At 72.4% G+C, this 23,101-nt stretch carries 16 protein-coding genes; 10 read left to right on the top strand and 6 right to left on the bottom strand.

Features of this window, described 5'->3' with window-relative positions:
* Positions 1 to 290 precede the first annotated feature (290 nt).
* The 4 genes from ACFVYA_RS24750 to ACFVYA_RS24735 all read left to right on the top strand — a co-directional run bounded on the left by ACFVYA_RS24750 (position 291) and on the right by ACFVYA_RS24735 (position 7,741).
* Positions 291 to 4,559, top strand: a complete 4,269-nt coding sequence (locus tag ACFVYA_RS24750) for a HAMP domain-containing protein (RefSeq protein WP_387048293.1) — start codon at positions 291 to 293, stop codon at positions 4,557 to 4,559.
* Positions 4,556 to 6,970, top strand: coding sequence for a SpoIIE family protein phosphatase (locus ACFVYA_RS24745; protein WP_387048257.1), 2,415 nt, complete (start codon positions 4,556 to 4,558; stop codon positions 6,968 to 6,970). The genes ACFVYA_RS24750 and ACFVYA_RS24745 overlap by 4 nt, the downstream gene beginning before the upstream one ends.
* 193 nt (positions 6,971 to 7,163) lie before the next feature.
* The gene (locus ACFVYA_RS24740; RefSeq protein ID WP_387048256.1) at positions 7,164 to 7,352 is read left to right on the top strand and encodes a hypothetical protein; all 189 of its coding nucleotides are present in this window, start codon (positions 7,164 to 7,166) and stop codon (positions 7,350 to 7,352) included.
* Entirely contained in the window at positions 7,346 to 7,741 is a 396-nt protein-coding gene (locus ACFVYA_RS24735; RefSeq protein ID WP_387048254.1) for a phosphotransferase family protein, read from the top strand. Before ACFVYA_RS24740 ends, ACFVYA_RS24735 begins: the two co-directional genes overlap by 7 nt.
* On the opposite strand, the gene ACFVYA_RS24730 is transcribed toward ACFVYA_RS24735, so the two are convergent.
* Together ACFVYA_RS24730 and ACFVYA_RS24725 are read right to left on the bottom strand one after the other, a co-directional pair.
* A complete protein-coding gene (locus ACFVYA_RS24730; RefSeq protein ID WP_387048252.1) occupies positions 7,731 to 8,828 on the bottom strand; it encodes a calcium:proton antiporter in 1,098 nt (365 codons plus the stop codon). The two genes, ACFVYA_RS24735 and ACFVYA_RS24730, sit on opposite strands and share 11 nt — an antisense overlap.
* Before the next feature lie 51 nt (positions 8,829 to 8,879).
* Positions 8,880 to 9,782, bottom strand: a complete 903-nt coding sequence (locus ACFVYA_RS24725; protein ID WP_387048250.1) for a LysR family transcriptional regulator — start codon at positions 9,780 to 9,782, stop codon at positions 8,880 to 8,882.
* 70 nt (positions 9,783 to 9,852) lie between these two features.
* Between ACFVYA_RS24725 and ACFVYA_RS24720 the strand changes: the two genes are divergently transcribed.
* From ACFVYA_RS24720 to ACFVYA_RS24710, 3 genes are all read left to right on the top strand, one after another.
* On the top strand, positions 9,853 to 11,586 hold the full coding sequence (locus ACFVYA_RS24720) for a pyruvate dehydrogenase (RefSeq protein ID WP_285991591.1): 1,734 nt from the start codon (positions 9,853 to 9,855) through the stop codon (positions 11,584 to 11,586).
* An 856-nt stretch (positions 11,587 to 12,442) separates the two neighbouring features.
* The gene (locus ACFVYA_RS24715) at positions 12,443 to 13,027 is read left to right on the top strand and encodes a hypothetical protein (RefSeq protein WP_387048248.1); all 585 of its coding nucleotides are present in this window, start codon (positions 12,443 to 12,445) and stop codon (positions 13,025 to 13,027) included.
* Positions 13,028 to 13,121: 94 nt separating this feature from the next.
* The gene (locus tag ACFVYA_RS24710; protein WP_387048246.1) at positions 13,122 to 13,790 is read left to right on the top strand and encodes an HNH endonuclease family protein; all 669 of its coding nucleotides are present in this window, start codon (positions 13,122 to 13,124) and stop codon (positions 13,788 to 13,790) included.
* On the opposite strand, the gene ACFVYA_RS24705 is transcribed toward ACFVYA_RS24710, so the two are convergent.
* Positions 13,787 to 14,539 (bottom strand): fructosamine kinase family protein, encoded by a 753-nt coding sequence (locus tag ACFVYA_RS24705; protein WP_387048244.1) that lies wholly within the window; start codon positions 14,537 to 14,539, stop codon positions 13,787 to 13,789. The genes ACFVYA_RS24710 and ACFVYA_RS24705 overlap by 4 nt on opposite strands.
* A gap of 54 nt (positions 14,540 to 14,593) precedes the next feature.
* Here ACFVYA_RS24705 and ACFVYA_RS24700 point away from each other — a divergent pair, with 54 nt between their 5' ends.
* Positions 14,594 to 14,950, top strand: coding sequence for an MmcQ/YjbR family DNA-binding protein (locus tag ACFVYA_RS24700; RefSeq protein WP_387048243.1), 357 nt, complete (start codon positions 14,594 to 14,596; stop codon positions 14,948 to 14,950).
* Here ACFVYA_RS24700 and ACFVYA_RS24695 read toward each other — a convergent pair.
* The gene (locus ACFVYA_RS24695) at positions 14,875 to 15,738 is read right to left on the bottom strand and encodes a GNAT family N-acetyltransferase (protein ID WP_387048241.1); all 864 of its coding nucleotides are present in this window, start codon (positions 15,736 to 15,738) and stop codon (positions 14,875 to 14,877) included. The genes ACFVYA_RS24700 and ACFVYA_RS24695 overlap by 76 nt on opposite strands.
* Before the next feature lie 43 nt (positions 15,739 to 15,781).
* Positions 15,782 to 17,854: a putative Ig domain-containing protein gene (locus tag ACFVYA_RS24690; RefSeq protein ID WP_387048292.1), complete on the bottom strand. Its 2,073-nt coding sequence runs from the start codon at positions 17,852 to 17,854 to the stop codon at positions 15,782 to 15,784.
* Between the two features lie 208 nt (positions 17,855 to 18,062).
* On the opposite strand from ACFVYA_RS24690, the gene ACFVYA_RS24685 reads away from it, so the two are divergent.
* Positions 18,063 to 19,268 (top strand): phospholipase D-like domain-containing protein, encoded by a 1,206-nt coding sequence (locus ACFVYA_RS24685; protein ID WP_387048239.1) that lies wholly within the window; start codon positions 18,063 to 18,065, stop codon positions 19,266 to 19,268.
* A 3-nt stretch (positions 19,269 to 19,271) separates the two neighbouring features.
* Here the strand turns inward: ACFVYA_RS24685 and ACFVYA_RS24680 are convergent, their stop codons facing one another.
* Positions 19,272 to 22,244, bottom strand: a complete 2,973-nt coding sequence (locus tag ACFVYA_RS24680) for a BTAD domain-containing putative transcriptional regulator (protein WP_387048237.1) — start codon at positions 22,242 to 22,244, stop codon at positions 19,272 to 19,274.
* A gap of 426 nt (positions 22,245 to 22,670) precedes the next feature.
* Here ACFVYA_RS24680 and ACFVYA_RS24675 point away from each other — a divergent pair, with 426 nt between their 5' ends.
* Positions 22,671 to 23,033 carry a DUF488 domain-containing protein gene (locus ACFVYA_RS24675; protein ID WP_285991599.1) on the top strand — a complete coding sequence of 121 codons (363 nt, stop codon included), beginning with the start codon at positions 22,671 to 22,673 and terminating at the stop codon, positions 23,031 to 23,033.
* Positions 23,034 to 23,101: the final 68 nt, after the last annotated feature.

Genomic DNA, 23,101 nt, shown 5'->3' with positions numbered 1-23,101 from the left:
CCGGACGATGAATCCGGGCGCGGCGAAGCTCGGCAGCAGCGCCGGGACGCGTGCCGCCGAACTACGGAACGGCGTTCAGCCGAACGGGTCAATGCGGCCGGATGGCCTGGGAGAGAAGGAAAGGCTTCGAGCACCGCCTGGGAAGCGCGCGTGAACACGGGCGCGGCTGGTTGCTCAACCGTTGCCCATCAGCTTAGTGCAGCTGCACTATGCTGAGCCATCCGGTGTGCACAGCGGACGGCGCCGTGGGCGCCGGCGAACGAAGAAACGGGTGACGGATGAGCGGGGCAATGGTCGACGGTGTGCGCCCAGGGGCGGACGCCTCGGGCGTGGGCGAGGCCGGGGAGCAGGAGCTGCGCCGCCTCCTGGCCGGCCTGACCGCCGTCCGCGACGGCGACTTCGGCATCCGGCTGCCGGGCGGGGCCGACGGCCTGCTCGGCGAGATCGCCACGGTGTTCAACGGCATGGCCGACCAGCTCTCGCTGTTCACCTCCGAAGTCACCCGCGTCGCGCGGGAGGTCGGCAGCGAGGGGCAGCTGGGCGGGCAGGCGAAGGTCCCCGGCGTGTCCGGCACCTGGAAGGACCTCACCGACTCGGTGAACGCCATGGCCGGCAACCTGACCACCCAGGTCCGTGACATCGCCCAGGTGGCGACCGCGGTCGCGAAGGGCGACCTGTCGCAGAAGATCGACGTCGACGCCCGCGGTGAGATCCTCGAGCTGAAGGACACCGTCAACACGATGGTGGACCAGCTGTCGTCGTTCGCCGACGAGGTCACCCGCGTCGCCCGCGAGGTGGGCAGCGAAGGCCGCCTCGGCGGCCAGGCCCAGGTACCCGGCGTCGGCGGCGTCTGGCGGGACCTCACCGATTCGGTGAACTTCATGGCGGGCAACCTGACCGACCAGGTCCGCAACATCGCCCAGGTGACGACGGCGGTCGCGAAGGGCGATCTCTCGCAGAAGATCACCGTCGACGCCCGCGGCGAAATCCTCGAACTGAAGAACACGATCAACACAATGGTCGACCAGCTGTCGTCCTTCGCGGACGAGGTCACCCGCGTCGCGCGGGAGGTGGGCACCGAGGGCCGGCTGGGTGGCCAGGCCGACGTCAAGGGCGTCTCGGGCACCTGGCACGACCTCACCGAGTCGGTCAACGTCATGGCCGACAACCTCACCGCGCAGGTCCGCTCGATCGCCCAGGTCACCACCGCGGTCGCCCGCGGCGACCTGTCCCAGAAGATCCGCGTCGACGCCCGCGGCGAGATCCTCGAGCTGAAGGACACCATCAACACGATGGTGGATCAGCTGTCCGCGTTCGCGGACGAGGTCACCCGGGTGGCGCGTGAGGTGGGCACCGAGGGCAACCTCGGCGGCCAGGCCACCGTCCGCGGCGTGTCCGGGACCTGGAAGAACCTCACCGACAACGTCAACGTCATGGCGTCCAACCTCACCGGCCAGGTCCGCTCGATCGCGCAGGTCGCCACGGCCGTCGCCCGCGGCGACCTGTCGGGCAAGATCACCGTGGAGGCCAAGGGCGAGGTCGCGGCGCTGGCCGACGTCATCAACACAATGGTCGACACGCTGTCGGCGTTCGCGGACGAGGTCACCCGCGTGGCCCGCGAGGTGGGCACCGAGGGCATGCTGGGCGGCCAGGCCCGGGTCCCGAACGTCGCCGGCACGTGGAAGGACCTCACCGACAACGTCAACTCGATGGCGAACAACCTCACCGGCCAGGTCCGCAACATCGCCCAGGTGACCACCGCCGTCGCGCAGGGCGACCTGACCCGCAAGATCGACGTCGACGCCCGCGGCGAGATCCTCGAGCTCAAGACCACGATCAACACGATGGTCGACCAGCTCTCGGCGTTCGCCGCGGAGGTCACCCGGGTCGCGCGCGAGGTCGGCAGCGAGGGCCGCCTCGGCGGCCAGGCCGAGGTCGAAGGCGTGTCGGGCACGTGGAAGCGGCTGACGGAGAACGTCAACGAGCTGGCCGGGAACCTCACCCGCCAGGTCCGCGCGATCGCCGAGGTCACCAGCGCGGTCGCCGAGGGCGACCTGACCCGCTCGATCACCGTCGACGCCTCCGGTGAGGTCGCCGAGCTGAAGGACAACATCAACTCGATGGTGGAGTCGCTGCGCGAGACCACGCGGGCGAACCAGGAGCAGGACTGGCTCAAGTCCAACCTGGCCACGATCACCGGGCTGATGCAGGGCCGCCGCGACCTCGCCGTCGTCGCGGCCGCGGTGATGGACGAGCTCGTCCCGCTGGTCAACGCCCAGTACGGGGCCTTCTACCTGGCCGACGACACCGCCGAGGTCCCGGAACTGCGGTTGGTGGGCGCGTACGGCCACCCGGATGACGGGGATGGCCCGGCGGCCCGGTTCCGCGTCGGTCAGTCGCTGGTCGGCCAGGCCGCCCGCAGCCGCCGCGCGATCGCCGTCGACGACGTGCCGCCCGGCTACGCCACCATCTCCTCCGGCCTCGGCAGCACCACGCCGGCCAGCCTGATCGTGCTGCCGATCGTGGTCGAGGACCAGGTGCTCGGCGTGATCGAGCTGGCGTCGGTGCACGGCTTCACGCCGGTGCACCGGGCGTTCCTCGAGCTCCTGATGGAGCAGATCGGCGTCAACGTCAACAACATCGTCGCCAACGCCCGCACCGACGAGCTGCTCGGCGAGTCGCAGCGGCTGACCGCGGAACTGCAGGCCCGCTCGGAGGAACTGCAGGCGCGGCAGGAGGAACTCCAGTCCTCCAACGCCGAGCTGGAGGAGAAGGCGGCGCTGCTGGTCACGCAGAACCGCGACATCGAGACGAAAAACCTGGAGATCGAGCAGGCCCGCCAGGAGCTGGAGGCCCGCGCCCAGCAGCTGACGCTGGCGTCGAAGTACAAGTCCGAGTTCCTGGCCAACATGAGCCACGAGCTGCGCACCCCGCTCAACAGCCTGCTCATCCTCGCGCAGCTGCTCGCGCAGAACCCGACCCGCAACCTCACCGCCAAGCAGGTCGAGTACGCGGGCATCATCCACTCCGCGGGTTCGGACCTGCTGCAGCTGATCAACGACATCCTCGACCTGTCGAAGGTCGAGGCCGGGAAGATGGACGTCACCCCGGAGCAGGTGTCGCTGCGCCAGCTCATCGACTACGTCGAGGCGACCTTCCGGCCGATGACCTCGCAGCGCAACCTGGACTTCCGGATCACCGTCGCCCCCGGCTCGCCCACCGAGCTGCTCACCGACGACTCCCGGCTGCGGCAGGTGCTGCGCAACCTGCTGTCCAACGCGGTCAAGTTCACCGAGATCGGCGGGATCGAGCTGCACATCGAGCCGGTGGACTCCGACCGGCTGCCCCGGCCGCTGCGGGTGCACGGGCCCGCGGTCGCCTTCCGGGTCACCGACACCGGCATCGGGATCGCCGAGCACCAGCTCGAATCGATCTTCGGCGCGTTCCAGCAGGCCGACGGCACGACCAGCCGCAAGTACGGCGGCACCGGGCTCGGCCTGTCGATCAGCCGCGAGATCGCGCAGCTGCTCGGCGGCGTCATCACCGCCGAAAGCACACTGGGCGAGGGCAGCACGTTCGTCTTCGCGCTGCCGGTGGCCCGGCCGGACTTCGCGCAGCTGCCCGCGGGGGAGCACCCCGGCACCGAGGTCGCGACGACCGATTCCGGCGCCTTCGTCCCGGCGTCCGGGCCGCGGGCCCACCGGCGGCTTCTGGTCGTCGAGGAACGTCAGCACGGGCTGCTGACGCTCGTCGCCGAAAGCGCGGCGTCGGACCTGGCCGACAGCCGGGACATCGGCCTCTCGCCCGCGGACGTGGAAGTCGTGACGGCGGTCGGCACGCAGGAGGCGGCCGCCGCGCTCGCCACCGACGCCTACCACTGCGTGGTGCTCGACCTGGACCTGCCGGACCGGACCGCGTTCACCTTCCTCGACGCGATGCAGGGCGACAGCGCGCTGCGGCTGGTGCCGGTGCTCGCGCACAACAGCCGCCGGCTCGACGGCGAACTCGAACAGCTCGTGCAGTCCCGCGCGGACGTGCCGTCGCTGGAGGTGCTGTCCGGGCTGGACGAGCTGCGCGAGCGGATCGCGCTGCACCTGTCGGCCGAGGAGCCCGGTGCGGTGCTGCCGCTGGTCCGCCCGGACGAACCGGCCGCGCCGGTGCGCCCGGCCGACGTCGACACCACGCTGGCCGGCCGGACGGTGCTGATCGTCGACGACGACCCGCGCAACGTCTACGCGCTGACCGGGATCCTGGAACTGCACGGCATGCACGTGCTGCACGCCGAGGACGGCCGCAAGGGCGTCGAGACGGTCGCGTCGCACCCCGGCATCGACGTGATCCTGATGGACGTGATGATGCCGGAGATGGACGGCTACACCGCGACGGCGAAGATCCGGGCGATGCCCGAGCACGCCGGGATCCCGATCGTCGCGGTGACGGCCAAGGCGATGCCGGGCGACCGGGAGAAGAGCCTCGCCTCGGGCGCGACCGACTACGTCACCAAACCGGTCGATGCGGACGACCTGGTCGCCCGCATCAAGCGGCACGTGACGGCGTGATCGGGGACGAGCGGTTGCCCGCCGAAGACCAGGGCGTGCCCGTGCTGCCCTCGCCGGCGGAGGTGTCGGCCAACCTCGCCCGGCTCGCCGACACCGTCGCCCGCCTGCGCGGCGAGGTCGACCACGCGCACGCCGTCGCGGACGGCCGCGGGCTGATCGAGCTGGCCAAGGGCGTGCTGATGGAGCGCCTGCACTGCACGCCGTCGGACGCGGCGAAGCAACTCGAGTCGCTGGCCGAGCGCTCCGGGATGACGCCGCTGGAGTTCGCCGCGGACGTCGTCGGCGAGGCGGCCGAGGACCGCATCACCGAGGTGACGCAGGAGTTCCTGGCCCGGGCCGAGGGCGAAGAGTCCGTCGCGGTGCGGCTGCGGACCGCCGAGAGCGGCGTGCTCGCGGCGGGGGACACCCAGCGCGTCGCGGAGTCCATTCTGGAGCACGCGCTGCGGCCGCTCGGCGCGACCGCCGTCGCGGTGTGGCTCGCCGGGCCGGACGGGTCGCTGACGCTGGCCGGTTCGGCCGGGTTCTCCGCCGAGGAAGCGGCGCGCTGGTGTTACGTCCCGCCCGGCGTGGCGACCCCCGCCCGCAGCGCGCTGCTCGAGCGCGACACCGTCTGGTTCCCCACGCTCGCGGGTGGTGGGCTGCCCTCGATCGGGCAGCACACGCTGTCCGGCGGCGGCCGGGTCACGGTGCCCACCGGCACCGGCGGGCGGATCATCGGCGTCGTCGAAATGTGCTGGCCGGAGCCGCTGCCCCCGGAGCCCGGACGCCAGCGACGGCAGCTGGAGGCCTTGGCCGAGCTGTGCGCGCACACCCTCGACACCTGGGACGGCGTGGTCGCGCCGGTGGCCGCCGGCGGCTCCGGCGACTTCCTCGGCGAACTGGTCGACTTCATCGACGGCCTGCACGATCCGGCGGTGCTGCTGTCGCCGTGCGTCGACGGCGGCAACCGGCTCAGCGACTTCCGCATCCACCACGCGAACGTCCGGTTCGCCGACCCGGGCGGCCGCCCGCGCAGCCGGATCGTCGGCACGCGGCTGCTGGAGGCGTACCCGCTGGCGGCCGAGGAAAGCGGGCTGCTCGACAAGATCCAGCGCGTCTACGCCACCGGCGAGCCGTTCCGGGCCGACAGCATGGCGATCACCACCCTGGTCGACCAGGTGCCGCTGACCGTGCTCACCGACGTCAGCGTGACGCGCTTCGCCGGGAACGTGCTGCTGATCCTGCGCATCCAGGACGACGCGGCGAAGCTCGCGGTGCTGCTGCAGCACGCGCAGCGGCTCGGGCGCATCGGCGGCTTCGAGGAGAACGTCGTCACCGGCGTGATCACCTGGAACACCGAGCTGTTCTCGCTGTACGGCCTGCCGCCGAACGCGACGCCGCTGTCGCTGCACGAGCTGGCCACGCACGCGCACCCGGACGACGCGCAGGCGATCGGCCGGTTCCTGCGTGCGGTGCTGCACCACAAGCGGCCGTCGTCGACGGCGTTCCGGCTGCAGCGCTCCGACGGCGTCGCCCGGCACATCCGGGTGGTCGCCGAGCCGGTCGTCGACGCCCGCGGTGAGCTGGTCGCGGTCCGCGGCGCCTACCAGGACGTCTCGTCGCAGCACTGGACCGAGGTGGCGCTGGCCGCGACGCGGGACAGGCTGGCCGAGACCGAGCAGGAGGCGATCGAGCGCAACCGGCTCGCGTTGCAGCTGCAGCACGCGATCATGCCGCCGGCCAAGGGCCCGATCGACATGCCGGGCCTGCGCGCGGCGGTCCGCTACCGGCCGGCGGAGAAGGAGCACCTGGTCGGCGGCGACTGGTACGACGCGGTCGCGTTGCCGACCGGCGAGGTGCTGCTGTGCGTCGGCGACGTCGCCGGGCACGGCATCGACGCGGCGACCGGGATGGTGAGCCTGCGCAACGCCCTGCGTGGCCTCGCGGCGACCGGCGCCGGGCCCGCCCAGCTGCTGACGTGGCTGAACCTGGTGGCCTACCACCTGACCGACCACGTCACGGCCACGGCGGTCGCGGCGGTCTACGACCCGGCGCACCGGAAGCTGCGCTGGGCGCGGGCCGGGCACCTGCCCCCGATCGTCCGCCACCGCGACGGCACGGCGACGACGTTGCCCCTGATCCGCGGCTCCCTCCTCGGCGCGGTCCGCGACGTGACGTACGAGGAGGACGAGCTGCAGCTCGCCGAGGGCGACATCCTGCTGATCTACACCGACGGCCTGATCGAGCGCCGCGACCGCCCGGTCCAGGATTCGGTGTCCCGCCTGGTGACCCTGGTCGACGGCCACGACGGCGGCCTCGAGCACCAGCTGGACACCTTGCTGACCTACAGCACGGCGGACACGGACGACGACACCTGCGTGGTCGGCATCGAGGTCCTCACGGTGTCCGAGCCGGCCCGAACGCGTGAATGAGTCATTCACTGCGCGCGGCGGCGCGGGTCAGGGGTTGAGCCGAGATGCCCCGACGTCCGCCGCGCCGCCCGCGGCACTGGCCACGGCGACCAGGCTGGCCGGACCTTCGGCAACCCTCGACGCCGTTCGGCCACTCGCCGGCGGTTCTCACGCGACAACCTGCTTGATCCGGACCGCCGCTCCCCGGCGCGAAATGATCCTTCGCGTGTTCCCCGCCGGCGACCCGGCGGCCGCCGACGAGGAACGGGCCCTCACCGCGATCGACACCTTGGGCGGTCTCGCCCCACGCCTTCTCGCCCGTGGTGACGAGGACGGCAAGACTCCGTCGTGGGTGTTGATCAGCCGGCTGCCCGGCACCGCCGAGCCGCACCTCTGGTGCTGACGCACGGCGACTACCAATCGGGCAACGTGATCTGGCGCAACGGCACGCTCATCGGCGTCATCGACTGGGAAGGAGCGGCCCGCGGACCGGCCGGTTACGACCTCGGCTGGTGTCGCTTCGACCTCTACCTGCTCTACGGCCGAAACCTGGCCGACGTGTTCCTCCACGCTTACGAAGAAGCCGGCGGGACCACGGTCCGCGACCCGCACCTGTGGGACCTGTGGACACTCGCCCGGTCGCACGAAACCGTCGAAGACTGGGTCCCCAACTACCGCGACCTCGGCCGCCCGGACCTCACCGCGTCCGAACTACGCCGGCGCCACACGACATGGACCCACGAACTCCTGCAGCGACGCCAGCTCCATGAGCGCGGCGGGGTCAGGGATTGATCGCCAAGACCAGGAAGCCCGCCAGCAGCACCAGGTGCACGCCGCCCTGGAGGCGGGTCGCCCGGCCGGGGACCACCGTCAGGACGCTCACCACCACCGTCAGCGCGAGCAGGACGATCTGCGTCGAGCCCAGGCCGAGCAGCAGCTGGCCCGGCAGCCACACCGACGCCAGCGCGATCGCCGGGATCGTCAGGCCGATGCTGGCGATCGCCGAGCCGTACGCGAGGTTGAGGCTGATCTGCATCCGGTCGCGCTGGGCCGCGCGCGTGGCCGCGAGCGTCTCCGGCAGCAAAACGAGCAGCGCGATCACCACGCCGACGAACGACTGGGGGAACCCGGCGGCGCGCACCCCGGCTTCGATCGCCGGCGACTCCACCTTCGCCAGCCCGACCACCGCGACCAGCGCCACCAGCAGCAGCGCCAGGCTGCCCAGCGCCGCCCGGTTCGACGGCGGGTCGGCGTGGTCGTCCTCCTTGACCGCGCCGTCGGCCGCCACCGGGAGGAAGAAGTCGCGGTGGCGCACCGTCTGCGTCAGCACGAACGTCCCGTACAGCACCAGGGACGCCAAAGCCGCGAACGTCAGCTGCGTGGGGGAGAACGCCGGCCCGGGTGTGCTGGCGGTGAACGCCGGGAGCACCAGGCTCAGCGTGGCCAGCGTCGCGACCGTCGCCAGCGCGGCGCCGCTGCCTTCGGAGTTGAACAGCGTCGAGCCGTAGCGGCGGGCGCCGACCAGCAGCGAGATGCCGACGATGCCGTTGGTCGTGATCATGACGGCGGCGAAGACCGTGTCCCGCGCGAGCGAACCGGCCTCCGGACCGCCGGACACCATCATCGTGACGATCAGCGCGACCTCGATGACGGTGACCGCCACCGCGAGCACCAGCGAGCCGAACGGTTCCCCGACGCGGTGGGCGACGACCTCCGCGTGGTGCACCGCGGCCAGCACGGTCGCCCCCAGCGCGATGGCGACGACGGCCACGAAGACCGGGCCGAGGTCGCGGCCCCAGGCGAGGGCCAGCACGAGCACGCCGAGCACCGGGGTGACGGAGGTCCAGGACAGCAGGAAGGATCTCAGCGCGGCGACCATGCCTCCACCCTCGCACACCGGCGGCGATTTCGCGGGCCCGTACGGCACTTCTCACAGCGTCCCTTGTGGACTGTCGAATTGCGCGGGCACGGTGGCGAGGACGTGCCGGCGGAAGGTTTCGCTGGGCGGCGGGAGGTTCCGCCCGGCGGCCCAGGCGAGCCCGATGTCGCGCGCAGCGTCCACATCGGTCAGTTCCAGGTGCGGTGCCGGGAACGCCGCCGTGTGCGGCAACGGAAGCACGGACACGCCGAGCCCGGCGGTGACGAGCCCGCGCAGTGTCTCGACTTCGTCGCCTTCGAACCCGATGCGCGGGGCGAATCCGGCTTCGGCGCACAGCTGCTCGGTCGTCTCCCGCAGGGCGTAACCGGTCCGCAGCAGGATGAACGTCTCGTCCGCGACGTCGGCGAGGCGGACCCGCCGGCGCCCGGCGAGCCGGTGGTGCGGCGGCACGGCCAGCCGCAGCGGCTCGACGAGCAGCCGGGACCAGTGCAGCTGGAGGTGCCCGGGGTCGCCGCTGGTGATGACGAGGTCCGCGGTGCCGTCGAGCAGCTCCGCCTCGAGCCCGGCCTCGCCGTGCTGCCGCAGTTCGAACCGGGTGCCGGGGTGCTCGCGCAGGAAGCCGCTCAGCACCGCGGGGACGAGCCAGGTGCCGAACGTGTGCAGGAACGCCAGCGGGACGACCCCGGTGTCCGGCGCGACGATCTCGCCGACCTCGCGCAGGCCCTGGTCGAGCTGATCGAGCACGAGGTCGACGTGCCGCTTGAAGGCGTGCCCGGCCGGCGTCAGCCGCAGCACTCGCCCCGACCGGCGGAAGAGGTCCGCCCCGGCTTCGTGCTCGAGCCGCCGGAGGGCCCGGGACAGCGCGGGCTGGGTGAGGTGCGCCCGCGCGGCGGTCTCCGTGACGGTGGCGCCGGCCGCGACCTCCCGGAAGAGCCGCAGCGTCTGGACGTCCATGTCCCCAGTGTATGGAAGTTCAGCCAATCAGGCATTGGACGCATCGATCATCCGGGGCCACGCTGGAGGTATGGCTACCGTGGCGGAACAACTGGTCAGGACCCTGCGCGACGCGGGGGTCGAGCGCATCTACGGCATTGTCGGGGACAGCCTGAACCCGATCGTCGACGCGGTCCGCCGCACCGACGGCATCGAGTGGGTCCACGTCCGCCACGAGGAAACCGCCGCCTTCGCCGCGGCGGCCGAGGCGCAGGTGACCGGCAAGCTCGCCGTCTGCGCGGGCAGCTGCGGGCCGGGCAACCTGCACCTGATCAACGGCCTGTTCGACGCCCACCGTTCGGGCGCACCGGTGCTGGCGATCGCGTCGCACATCCCGTCGAACCAGATCGGCACCGGGTTCTTCCAGGAGACCCACCCGGACCGGCTCTTCGCCGAGTGCAGCCACTTCAGCGAGGTGGTGGCGGACCCGGCCCAGTTGCCGCGGCTGCTCCGGATCGCCACGCAGGCCGCCGTCGGCAAGGGCGGCGTCGCGGTGCTGACCATCCCGGGCGACCTGGCCGACCGCAAGGCCACCGGCCCGCTCACCGAGCGCCTCCCGCTGGTGACGCCGTCGCCCGCGGTGCCTTCTCCGGAGACCGTCCGGGAACTGGCCGACCTGCTGAACTCCGGTGAGAAGGTGATGCTGTTCGCCGGCGCGGGCGTGCGCGGCGCGCACGACGAGGTCATGGCGCTGGCGGAGCAGCTCGCCGCACCGGTCGGGCACTCCCTCGGCGGCAAGGAGTGGATCCAGTACGACAACCCGTTCGACGTCGGCATGAGCGGGCTGCTCGGCTACGGCGCCTGCTACGACGCGATGCACGAGGCCGACCGGATCGTGCTGCTGGGCACGGACTTCCCGTACGACAACTTCCTCCCGCAGGCCCGGACGATCCAGCTCGACCACGACGCCTCGCGCCTCGGCCGGCGCACGCCGCTGGACCTGGCCGTGCACGGCGACGTCAAGGAGACGCTGCGCGCGCTGCTCCCGCTGCTGCGGCCCCGCACCGACCGCGCGTTCCTCGACCGGATGCTGCGTGAGCACGTGCGGAAGCTGGAGAAGGTCGTCGGTGCGTACACGACGAAGATCGAGCACCGCCGGCCGATCCACCCGGAGTACGTGGCTTCGGTGCTCGACGAGGTCGCCGCCGACGACGCGGTGTTCACCGTCGACACGGGCATGGGCAACGTCTGGGCCGCGCGGTACCTGACGCCGAACGGCCGCCGCCGCGTGCTGGGTTCGTTCCGCCACGGCAGCATGGCGAACGCGCTGCCGCACGCGATCGGCGCCCAGCTGTCCCAGCCGGGCCGGCAGGTCGTGTCGCTGTCGGGCGACGGCGGGCTCGCGATGCTGATGGGCGACCTGCTGACGCTGCCGGCGTACGACGTCCCGGTGAAGGTGGTGGTGTTCAACAACGCCACGCTGGGCATGGTGAAGCTGGAGATGCTGGTCGACGGCCTCCCGGACTTCGGCACCGACCACGCCCCGGTGAACTTCGCGGCGATCGCGGCGGCCTGCGGCGTGTTTTCCGAGCGCGTCGAGGACCCGGACGACGTGCGCGGCGCACTGGAGAAGGCGTTCGCCCACCCCGGCCCGGCGGTGGTGGAGGTGGTGACCGACCCGAACGCGCTGTCGATCCCGCCGCGGATCACCGGCGAGATGGTGCGCGGGTTCGCGTTGGGGGCGACGAAGACGGTGCTGAACGGCGGCGTCGGCAAGATGGTCGACCTGGCGCGGGCCAACCTGCGCAACACCCCGCGGCCGTAGCCCGGCGCCACTACGCACGGTGGTGATCGACCACTCGTTCGGCTGCTGGGGTGGTGGCCGGTTTTTCTCCTACCGTCGAGGGACTGCTCGCGGTTCCGGCGTGGGAGGTGTGACCGGCGTGCTCGTGGCCCTCCAGCGAACCGGTGAAGACCGGCCGCTCCCGCCGGCGGCGGAGCATTTGGTGGCGTTGCTGCGATCGTGGGGGCCGGGCCCGGAGCACCTGACGGGACTGGCGCTGGCGGGCATCACACTGCCGACCCGCCTCGGTCCTCGTTTCGTGGACGCGCTGGTGTTCACGAGGTGCGGAGTGGTGGTGATCGCGGCCCACGAGCCGGGCCCGGCGGAGTGGCCGGGCCCCGGAGACCGAACGGGCGCAGCAGTGGCGGCGGCGAGGGGTGCGCTCGCCGGCCACGAAGGCGGGCGGCACGTGACGGGCCTGATCGCGGTGGTCCCGCCGGCGGAACCACGAAACGGGACGGCGCAGAGTAGTCCGGTGTCGGTGGCGGTTCCGCAGGCGAGCGGGCGGGCGGTGGCCGGGCGGGCGGCTGGCTCGGAGAGGGCTGGGGTGGTTCCGGTCCCGCGGCCGACTGGGCCGGAAGTGGCCGGGTCGGCGGCTGAGGCGGAGAGGGCTGGGTCGGTTCCGGTTCCGCTCGTGAGCGCGCCGGCGGTGGCCGGCTCGGAGGGTGGGGCGGAGAGGGCTGGGTCGGTTCCGGTTCCGCTCGTGAGCGCGCCGGCGGTGGCCGGCTCGGCGGATGGCTCCCTGAGGCCTGGGTCAGTTCCACCCGCAAGCGACCCGGAGCCGGTCCCGCGTACGCACGAACCCGGGCCGGCGGAGGGCTCGTCCGGGAGCCGGCCCGTGGCGGTCGCGCAGCCGAGCGAGCCCGACGTGGCCCGGCGTGCGCCCGCACCCCAGCCAAGCCCGCGGCCGGGTGAACCAGGGGACGGGCGGGCCACGGCCGAAGCGAGCCGTCCCGACCACCCACCGGCGCTGCACTGGCCCGACCCGCAGCCGGTGCCCGGAGTCGCCGTTGTGCTCGCCGATCGCCGTGGCCTGCGGCGGATCATCGCCCAGCACAACCGGTGGCGGACCGTCTGGTCGGCCGATGACGTCCTCGACGCCTGCTACGCCCTTTCCCTCGCGCACCTCGCCCCGCCCCGGGCGGCCCTCCTCGCCGACGGGTTCCCGGCGCGGCTTCCGCTGCTCGACCGGCTGCCGGAACTGCCTGCCGTCATCCCGGTGCTCCCGGAACCGCCACCGCTGCCTGCGGTGGCGGTCGAGGACGATCCCGTGCCGTGGAGTCCGCCGGGGCGGGGGCACGTTTTCCCGCGGCAGCGGCCGATCCGGCAGGTCCCCTGGGCCCTGCTCTTCGTGCTCACCCTGCTCGTCGCCGCCGGGGTGGTGGCCGCCGTCTTCGTCAACCAGGTCTTTCACGGCTCCTGAGCTGCCACGATCTTTTCGCGTCAGCTACGCCATCTGCACCGTTTCCCCGATGCGTCCGCTGGGCACCTCCCGGTAGATGTGAAAGGGGTTCACGATGCCGCGCACCCGAGCGCTTGTCCTTCTCGCCGTCCTCGCCGGTTCCTCACTCTCCGGGTGCAAGCTCGCCGACGAGCTGGCGTCCGGGGCCGGGCCCGTGACGCAGGCGCCCGGCACGGTCGCCGCCCCGCGGATCGCGCCCACCGAGGCGCGCAACGAGCTCGCGGCGCTGCAGATCGCCGTGCGCGGCACCATGGACGGTTACAGCCGCGACGAGTTCCCGCACTGGGACAAGGTCGACGCGAACTGCGACGTCCGCGAGCAGGTGCTCAAGCGCGACGGCCAGGACGTCCAGACCGACGCGCAGTGCGCGGCGAAGTCGGGCACCTGGGTCAGCCCGTACGACGGCGAGACCTGGCACAAGGCGTCCGATTTGGACATCGACCACATGGTGCCGCTCGGGCAGGCCTGGGTCAGCGGCGCCAAGAGCTGGACGCGGGAGCGGCGCGAGCAGTTCGCGAACGACCTCGTCCGCCCACAGCTGAAGGCGGTCACCGACAACCTCAACGAACAGAAGAGCGACAAGGCGCCGGACGCGTGGAAGCCGCCGCTGGTGTCGTACTGGTGCGTCTACGCCACGGACTGGATCGTCGTGAAGCACGACTACGGCCTGACGATCACCGTGCCGGAGAAGAACGCCCTCGCCGGCATGCTCGACCACTGCTAGAACGAGCGGGCCGCCGCCAGCGCACGGCCGGCGTAGGACTGTCCGAACAGGACGGTGTGCACCAGCAGCGGGAACAGCTGGTGCAGCCCGATCCGGTCGCGCCAGCCGTCCGCGAGCGGCGTCGCCTCGTCGTAGGCGGCGATGACGCGCTCGAGGTGCGGGCAGCCGAACAGGTGCAGCATGGCCAGGTCCGTCTCGCGGTGCCCGCCGTGGGCGGCCGGGTCGATCAGCCACACCTCGTGCCCGTCCCACAGGACGTTGCCGTTCCAGAGGTCGCCGTGCAGTCGCGCCGGCGGCTCGGCTGAAGCCGGGATCCGGGTACAGGCCCGCTCGAACAACGCCGCTTCGGACGGGCCGAACGTTCCCGCGTCCACCGCCAGCCGGACGTAGGGCAGCACGCGGTCGGCCGCGTACCAGGACGCCCAGTCGTCCGCCGGCACGTTGGCCATCGGCGCCCGCCCGATCCACGCCGCCGCCGGTCCGTCCGGCGGCGGTGCACCGAACGCCGGGGCGCCCGCGGTGTGCAGTCCGGCCAGCCCGCGGCCGAAGCGTTCCGCCGCGGCGGCCGACGGGCGACCGGCGGGGACGCGGTCGATCACCAGCCGGTCCCGGTCGTGGCTGTGCACGGCGGGGATCGGGACTGTGCCCGCCGCCGCCAGCCAGCGCAGGCCCGCCGCTTCGGCCGCCGTCGCGCCGGGCGCGTGACCCCGCTTGACCACCACCTCGCGGCGGTCTCCGGACTCGGTCATGTTCCGCACCGTACCGGCGCGCTACGGTGGGCGCCGGAGAACAGGGGGACGACGGTGACGGTCCAGGTCCGGGAACTCGAACAGCTGCTCGGCCGGCTGGCGGAGGTCCAGCGCTCGGAGGCGCGCGACTACGCGTCCTTCAGCGTGCGCGGCAAGCGGTTCGGCTACTTCTGGCCGCGGACGCGGACCGTCGGCCTCAAGCAAACCGTGTCCGAGCAGCTGGCACTGGTTTCGGAACGGCCGGACGTGTTCGAGGTGCAGTTCACCGCCGGCGGCTTCGGCTGGGTGGTCGTGTACCTCGACGGCATCGACGCCGACGAACTCGCCGAGCTCCTCTACGAATCCTGGCGGCTGTCGGCGCCGGAAGAGCTCGTCGCCGAGGTGCCCTTCACCAGGATCGCCCGGGCGTAGAGCAGGTCGAAGCCCTGCCGCTGGGCGTTCTGCTGCGACTTCGACCCCGGCAGCGTCGTGACGATGGCGACGTCGCACCCCGCCGCGGTGGCCGCGGCGAGCCGGGTGCGCAGCAGGGCCGTCTGGACACCGCGGCGGCGATGGGCGGGCACGGTCGCGGCGCCGGCGAACTGCGCGATCCCGTCGGTGACCCGGAAGCTCGCGCCGCCGGCGAACTCGCCGTTCCGCTCCGCGGTGTACCGCCGGACCCCGGCCATGTCCCGCAGCGCGTTCACGATGATCCCGGGGGTGAAGTCTTCGTGCGAAGGCAGGCCTTCGGTGTCGGTGACCATGGAGGCGCCGGCGATGGCGGCCAGCCAGGTTTCCAGCTCGTCCTCCCGGCACGGCCGGACCTCGCCGTCGGCGGCTTCCACCGGGCCGCCGAGGCGCCGGCCGAGCACGTTCTCGTACGACTCCAGCCGGTAGCCGCGCGCGGTCAAGAACGTCCCGACGGAGGGATCGGCCAGGTGGCACAGCTCGACCTGCACCGGCGCGCCCAGCTCGGCGAAAGCCGCTTCCACCTGGTCGAGGTCTTCGGGCAGGCCGGCGAAACCGAGGCCCGCGACCTTGTTGAACGGCGAGTCCGCCTCGGCGAAGCTGGCGACGCCCCCGGCGAGCGGGCGCGCGAACCCGCCGGTGCCGCCCGTCCGGGCTCGCGCCGCGTCACTGCACGCCGCGACGAACCGCGCCTCCGCGCGTTCGATGCGCTCGGCCAAGCCGACGTCACAGAAAAGCCGTTCCCCGTCCACGTCCCCACAGTGGCGGACGCGGACGGGGAACTCCAACCGGTTTTCAGCTCTCGACGCGGTGCGAAGCCCAGAACGACGTCAGGTCGGTCGATCCGGCCGCCGCCTGCGCCGCGGCCTTGAACTCCGCCGTGGTCGACACGCCGTACCAGTGCGACTGGGCGTAGGACTTCAGCAGGTTCGCCATCGCCGTGTCGCCGATCAGCCGCCGCAGGTCGTGCAGGGTGCACTTCCCGTAGTTGTAGACCACCGTGGAGTACCGGGACGAATGCGCGTCCCAGTAGGCCATCGAGTCGGTCAGCTTCTCCGCGCTCGACTGCCACGTGATGCCGCAGCCGCTGCCGGTGATCCCGCGGTAGAGGTCGGTGGCGTAGTCGGTGAAGCTCTCGTCGAGCCACGGCGAGTTGTACTCGTCGTCACCGACGATCCCGTAGAACCACTGGTGCGCCAGCTCGTGGGGGAGCGCCGTGGTGGAGACGAGGTCCAGCACGAAGCCCGGGTACTCCATACCGCCGAACCAGAAGTTGTTGTCCAGCACCACGTCCACTTCACCGTACGGGTAGTCGCCGAAGCGTCCCGAGTGGACGTCGATGGAGTCGGCGGCCAGGCTCAGCATCTGGCCGGCGCTGCTGGTGGAGATCCCGCTGACCGAGTAGACGTTGACGCGCACGCCCTTGCCGGACGTGGTCGTGATCTTCGCGAACGGCCCGGCGGCCCACGCGAAGTCCCGCACCTTGGCCGCCACGGCGTGCGTGGTGGTCGTGGTGCCGCTGGTCGTCTCGGTCGAGGTGCCGGTGGCCGGGGTCAGCAGCGACGCCGGGTGCACGAGCGTGACGTCGAAGTCGCTGATCACCGTGTAGAACGACTCGCCGTTGTTCGTGTACGGGTCGAGGTGCCAGCCCGCGCCGTCGCGGACGGCGAGCACCGGCAGCGCGTTGCCGATCATGTTGTACGCGCCGTCGTGGCCGAACCGGTCGGCTCCGCTGGGCACGACGATCTTCAGGTCGAACCCGATCGTCGCGGACTGGCCCTGCGCCAGGGGCGTGGGCAGGGTGATCTTCATGGCCGTGCAGTTCACGCTCAGCGCGGACGCCGTGCCGCCGGTGACGTTCGTGACGGTGATCGGCGTGCTCGGGCAGCTGCCGTGGTAGTTGTCCCAGAGCCGCAGGTACACCTCGGGCAGCGCGGTCGCCGAGCCGTTGGTGAAGCCGACGCTCTGGTGCCCGGTCCAGGTGTCGCCCGCGGTGTTCGACGTGAGGTTCACCGTGTAGGCGGGGTTGACCGGCGTGCGCGTCGAGTCGGCGGGGGCGGCCGAGATCGTCCACGTGAACGTGGTGCTGCCGCTGTTGCCGGCCGGGTCCGCCGCCGTCACGGTCACCGATGAAGTCCCGGCGGTCGTCGCGGTGCCGGTGATCTTGCCCGTGCTCGCGCCGATCGTCAGGCCCGCGGGCAGGCCGGCCGCGCTGTAGGTGAGCGCGTCGCCCTGCGGGTCGCTCGCCTGGATCTGCAGGGACGCGGCCTGGCCGACGGCGCCGCTCTGGTTGCCCGGCGAAGTGACGACCGGCGACTGCGGGTTGCTCGTCCCGGTCGTGGTCAGCGTGAAGTCGTCGAGGACGAAGTTGGTGGCCAGGCTGGAATCCTCGGTGCCGGTGATCTTCAGCGTCACGGTCTGGCCGAGGTAGCGGGAGACGTCCACGGTGCGCTGGACGTAGCCGGTGTTCTTGTCGAGGTTCGAGTAGCTCGCCAGGGTGTCGGTGCCCGCCTGGACCACCAGCTTGTCGTACTTCGTGCTGGTCGTCGTCTCCTTGGTGTCGATGTGCGACCACCACGAAAGGGTCGCCGACGCGCAGCCGGCGGGCAACGTCAGCGACTGGGACAGGGTGTCGGTGTGCGTGCTGCCGGTGCCGTCCAGCCAGGCGACCATCGTCCCGCCGTGCGCGGGTTCCGCCGTGGTGGCGGCGGAGATGACGCCGGTGGTCTGGGTCCACGGCGTGGTGCCGCTCTCGAACCCGCCGTTGCCGACGAGCTGGTCACCGCAGACCGCGGCGGCCTCGGCCGGCGTGGCGACGGCGACGGTGCCCAGCAGGCCGATGGCCACGCCGAGCGCAGCAGGAAGCACCCTCGATCTCATGGAGGTCGTCCTTTCCCGGCTCCGCCCGTGGGAGCCAGGAGAAGCGTCCTCTGCGGTCCGGATGGGCGGAACCCGCCAAGAGTCGGGTTCCTCCCCGTCCGGACGCCCCTTTCGTCGTGTATGCGCGGCAACGTCCGGGTGTACGGATCTTGTACACCGCCTTGCGAGCTTGGGTCCTTCCGACAGGGAGGACGACATGGCCCCCAAGTTCAAGGCGTTCACCGTGGCCGTCGGCGCGCTGCTCGCGCTGGCCGGCAGCGGCGTCGCGCACGCCGCTTCGGCGCCGGTGGCCGCCGACGCCACCGGCATGGAAGCGATCTTCAACAACCCGCCCGAGAACGGCGACCGCGACCACTCGATCGAAACGCGGCTGGTCCAGCTGACGAACGGCACCCCGGCCGGGGCGGAGATCCACATCTCGCTCTTCAGCTGGACCCGGCCCGCGCTCGCCGAGGCGATCAAGGCGGCGCAGGCCCGTGGCGTCAAGGTGCGGATCGCGCTCGACGGCGCCGCGGACGACGACCCCGCCAACACCGCGATGCCGATCCTCAAGTCCGCCGGGCTGACCCAGCTGGTCTTCTGCGGCACCGGCGGCGACAACACCGGGTGCATCGCCCACGACGGCAGCCCGCACTCGATCAACCACGACAAGCTGTGGATGTTCTCCGAGACCGAGGGCAAGAAGGACGTCGTCGTCATCGGCTCGTACAACCTGACCACGGTGCAGGGCAACATGTTCAACAACGCCCTGCTCACCCACGGCGACCCCGACCTGTACGGCTTCTACCTCGGGCACATGCAGAAGATGCTGGCGCAGAAGAAGAACAACGACTACTTCGACGACGCCGGCTACCACAAGACGCTGACCACCATGGTCACCAGCTACCTCTCGCCGCGCGCCGACTCCCAGGGCGGCGCCTCGGAGGAGTTCGCCACCGACACGTGGGCGCAGCTGCTGAAGTACATCACCAAGTACGAAGCGGGCTGCTCGCTCAACGTCGTGCAGGCCAACATCGCCGACTCGCGCACCCCGGTCGTCACGGAGCTGGTCCGCATCGCGAAGCTGGGCTGCAAGGTCCGGATCGTCTACGACGACATGGGCACCGCGGCGCTGGCCGCCCTCAAGGGCAAGGCGAACGTGACGCTCAAGCGGTTCACCACGACCGCGAACGACCGTGAGATCACCGTGCACTCGAAGTACATGCTCTACACGGGCAACTACAGCGAGAAGGCCGGCCGCGCGCTCGTCTTCACCGGGTCACACAACATCTCCGGCGCGGCCCTGCGCGACAACGACGAAATCCTGATCAAGGTCGAGAACGCCGCGATCAGCGCGGCCTACCAGGACAACTTCAGCACCATCCTGGCCCGCGCCAAGTGCTCGGCGCCGGCCACCTGCTGACGCTCAGCTCGCCAGGGTGCGGGCCGCCCGGACTTCGAGGGGCCGGTAGCCCGCCTGGGTGGCGAGCTTGACCGCCGCTTCGCCGTGGGTGCGCGCTACTTCGGCGTCGCCCACGGCGAGCGCGGCTTCGGCGAGACCGGTCAGCGCCGCGGCTTCGCACCACGTGAAGCTGGTCTCGCGGGCGATGTCCAGTGCCGTTGTCAGCGGGGCGACGGAATCGGCCGCGCGGTCCAGCCGGAGGCAGACTTCGCCGAGCGCGGCCAGCGCCGACGCCTCGGTGCCGCGGTCACCGATGCGGCGGGTCAGTTCCACCGCGTCGGCCGCGTCGGTGAGGGCCCGGGTGGCGTCGCCCGCCCGGGCCTCCATGACCGCGCGGCCGGACAGCGCCGCCGCTTCGCCGTACTGGTAGCCGAGTTCCCGGTTGGCGGTCAGGGCCCGTTCGTAGAACTCGGCCGCGACGGGGTTCCCGAGGTCGCGGTGGACGTGCCCGAGGTCGACCAGCAGCACGGCCACGCTGAACCGCGCGCCGTCGCGTTCGGCGATCTCCAGCGCGCGGCCGAAGTGGCCGAGCGCGGCGTCGAAGTCGCCAACCTGGCCGCAGGCGAACCCGAGGTTGGCCAGCGCCATCGTGATGGCCGCCATGCCGGTCTCTTCGCACAGCCGCAGCGCCTCGAGGCCGCACGCGATCGCCTCGTGCGCGTCGCCGAGGCGCTGGTGCACGGCGCTCAGGTTGTTGAGTGCCGCGGCGCGCCCGGTGGGCCACTCCGCCGCCAGCCCGTCGTTCAGGACCGTCGTCAGGTGGGCGCGGGCTTCGGTGTAGCGGCCGCTGTTGACCCCGGCGAGCGCGATGGACAGCCGCATCGCCGCCTGCGCCTGCCGATCGCCGTCGGACTGGGCGGCGGCGAGCGCCGTCGTGGCCGTGTCGATCCACTCCGTGTGGTGGCCGCGGTGGTGGAAGAACGCCCGCAGGGCGTCGGCCAGGTGCCACGCGTACTCGTGCGGGCCGTGCGCCGCCGCGTACTCGACGGCGGCCGCGAGGTTCGGCCACTCCGTGTCCAGCCAGGCCAGCGCGTCGTCGGTGCCGTCGAAGACCTGTTCCGGTTCGGGCCGGGGCAGCCGGAGGAAGTGCGGGATCAGCAGCCGGCCCGCCGCGTCGGCCGTCGCGAGGTAGTGGTCGAACAGCCGGCGTCGGGCCGCGGCCCCGTCGTCGGTGGTGTCGTCCGCCGCGACCCGGCCGCCGGCGTAGCTGCGCAGCAGGTCGTGGAAGCGGTAGCGGCCGGGCAGGTGCCGTTCGACGAGGTTGGCCGCGGCGAGGGCCTTGAGCTGCTGGCCCGCGCGGCCGTCGGCGACCGCGGCGAGCCGCGCGGCCACCGGCGCGGTGAACGTCTGGCCCGGCACCAGCGCGAGCCGCCGGAACAGCAGGCGGTGCTCGGCGGGCAGGGCCCGGTACGACACGGAGAACGCCGTCGTGACGGCGCTTTCTTCGGCGCCGTCGACGCTCAGCCCGGCGAGGGGATCGCCGCCGGCGAGTTCCCGCGTCAGCTCCGCGATGCCGGACACCTCGCCCGCGCCGAGGTTCGCCGCGGCCAGCCGCAGCGCCAGCGGCAGGTGCCCGCACAGCCGGGCCAGCTCCGCCGCCGCGGCCGGCTCGGCGGCGACCGCGGGCGGCCCGAGCACGGTTTCCAGCAGCTGCCGGGAATCCTCGGCGGGCAACACGGACAGCGGCACCGCCCGCGCGCCGGTGCGGGCGATGAGGTCGCCCAGCCGCTGGCGGCTGGTGACCAGCACCGTGCCCGACGGCGGCAGCAGCGGCGTCACCTGGGCGCTGTCGCGGGCGTTGTCGAGCAGGACGAGCACCTGCCGGTCGGCCAGCAGGGAGCGCCACAGCGCGGTGCGGCCGTCCGGGTCCGGCGGGATCGCGCGCGGGTCGGTGCCCAGCGCCCGCAGCAGCTGCGCGGCCGCGACGGCCGGGGTGAGCGGCTCGTGGTCCGGGTCGAACCCGCGCAGGTCGAGGTAGAGCTGGCCGTCACCGAACCGGTCGCGGACGCGGTGCGCCCAGCGGACGGCGAGCGCGGTCTTGCCGACGCCGGCGATGCCGGTGACCACGCGGATGTCCGCCCCGGGACCGGGGCCCGCCGGCTCGTCGAGCCGGGCCAGCTCGGCGGCACGGCCGGTGAAGCCGCGCACGTCGTGGGGCAGCTGGGCCGGGCGGACCGGCTCGGGTGGCGGCTCCGGCGCGGGGTCGAGAGCCGGGTCGGCGGCGAGGATCGCGGCTTCCAGGCGGGTCAGTTCCGGCGAGGGGTCGAGCCCGAGCTCGGTGGCGAGCCGGGCGCGCAGGCCGCGGAAGGCGGCGAGGGCGGCGTCGGTGCGGCCCTCGCGGTGCAGGGCGAGCATGAACTGGCCGACGAACCGCTGCCGGAACGGGTGCGCGGCGACCAGCGTCGTCAGCTCGGCGAGCACGTCGCGGCCCCGGCCGAGCCGCAGCTGCGCGTCGATGCGGTCTTCCAGTGCGCTCCAGCGGGCTTCGTTCAGCCCGGCGAGGAGCCGCTCGGCGACTTCGCCGGACGCGGCCCCGGCGAGGGCGTCGCCCCGCCAGAGCGCGAGGGCCTCGTCGAACAGTTCGACGGCGGCCTCGTCGCCGGCCGCACGGGCCCGGCGGGCCAGCGCGGTGAAGCGGTGGGCGTCGACGGTGTCCGGGTCGGCGCGCAGGACGTACCCGTGCCCCTCCGTGACGAGTTCCGGCCCGCCGGCGGCGCGGAACACCGCGCGCAGGCGGGAGACCAGCGCCTGGACGGTGTTGCGCGCGCTGGCCGGGGGATCGTCGGGCCAGAGCAGGTCCACGAGGTTTTCGAGGGAGACCGGACGCGGCGTCTCGAGGAGCAGGACGGCGAGGACCAGGCGCTGCTTGCGGGAGCCGAGATCGACCGGGGCGCCGTCCGCCGTCGCCTCGACGGCGCCGAGGACGCGGAACTCCACCCGGTCACCTCCGTTCACCCGATCGGGTGTGCAAGCGTACTGCAAGCGTGGTGCAGGCCCGGTCCGCCATCCTGGCGGGGCTGCCGGGCACGCTCCCGACGATGTCCGCAGCCGGCTCGGCCGCCGGGAAACCGGCGGATTCGGCTGTCGTTGTTTCACGCGCGGCACGAGCTGGGGGTAGGACCACCACGGCGATCCCTCCACGGTCGCCGTGGTGGCCCTTGTGCCGGCGTTCGGGCCGGTTGCTGCCCGGCGCAGCTGCCGCCGGGTGCGGTAGCTGCGGGGACGGCCGGCCCGTGCGCCACGTCCGTCGCAGCCTCCGCAAACTCATTCTGAACTGACCTCTTGTCGCGCATGGCGATTACGGACAGCGACCGACGCTGTGCTCCGGTGGCGGCCCGACCCGGCTCGACGCAGAATGCGCGCATGCAGCCGACGGTCGTCCGGGTGGCGCGCCTGTCCGACCCGGCCGGGCCCGCCGACGGCGTCCGCGTGCTCGTCGAACGGCTCTGGCCCCGCGGCACCGCCCGAACATCGGTGGTCCTCGACGGCTGGTACCGCGGCCTGGCCCCCTCCGACGAGCTGCGCACCTGGTACGGCCACGACCCCGAGCGGTTCGCGGAGTTCGCCGAGCGCTATCGCGCGGAGCTGCGCGAGCCTGATCGCGTGGCGGCCCTGACCCGCCTGCGCGAGCTGGCCGGAGACGGCCCGGTGACCCTGCTGACGGCGAGCGGATCTCCCTCGATCAGCCAGGCGGCCGTGCTGGCGGCGGTGCTCACCGGCGAGTGACCGGGGAGGCATCTCGTGTGCTCGGAGGGCGACACGCGTGATTGGAGGGGCATCTCGCGTGATTGGAG

It is taken from the genome of Amycolatopsis sp. NPDC058278 (assembly GCF_042881395.1).
GTDB lineage: Bacteria > Actinomycetota > Actinomycetes > Mycobacteriales > Pseudonocardiaceae > Amycolatopsis.
Note: the sequence above shows the minus strand (reverse complement) of the source record. Positions and strands in the feature narration are given on the sequence as shown.

Coding starts and splice junctions, on each gene's coding strand:
- ACFVYA_RS24750 (WP_387048293.1), top strand. CDS start 291: ATGGTCGACGGTGTGCGCCCAGGGGCGGACGCCTCGGGCGTGGGCGAG.
- ACFVYA_RS24740 (WP_387048256.1), top strand. CDS start 7,164: ATGATCCTTCGCGTGTTCCCCGCCGGCGACCCGGCGGCCGCCGACGAG.
- ACFVYA_RS24730 (WP_387048252.1), bottom strand. CDS start 8,828: ATGGTCGCCGCGCTGAGATCCTTCCTGCTGTCCTGGACCTCCGTCACC.
- ACFVYA_RS24725 (WP_387048250.1), bottom strand. CDS start 9,782: ATGGACGTCCAGACGCTGCGGCTCTTCCGGGAGGTCGCGGCCGGCGCC.
- ACFVYA_RS24720 (WP_285991591.1), top strand. CDS start 9,853: ATGGCTACCGTGGCGGAACAACTGGTCAGGACCCTGCGCGACGCGGGG.
- ACFVYA_RS24710 (WP_387048246.1), top strand. CDS start 13,122: ATGCCGCGCACCCGAGCGCTTGTCCTTCTCGCCGTCCTCGCCGGTTCC.
- ACFVYA_RS24705 (WP_387048244.1), bottom strand. CDS start 14,539: ATGACCGAGTCCGGAGACCGCCGCGAGGTGGTGGTCAAGCGGGGTCAC.
- ACFVYA_RS24685 (WP_387048239.1), top strand. CDS start 18,063: ATGGCCCCCAAGTTCAAGGCGTTCACCGTGGCCGTCGGCGCGCTGCTC.
- ACFVYA_RS24675 (WP_285991599.1), top strand. CDS start 22,671: ATGCAGCCGACGGTCGTCCGGGTGGCGCGCCTGTCCGACCCGGCCGGG.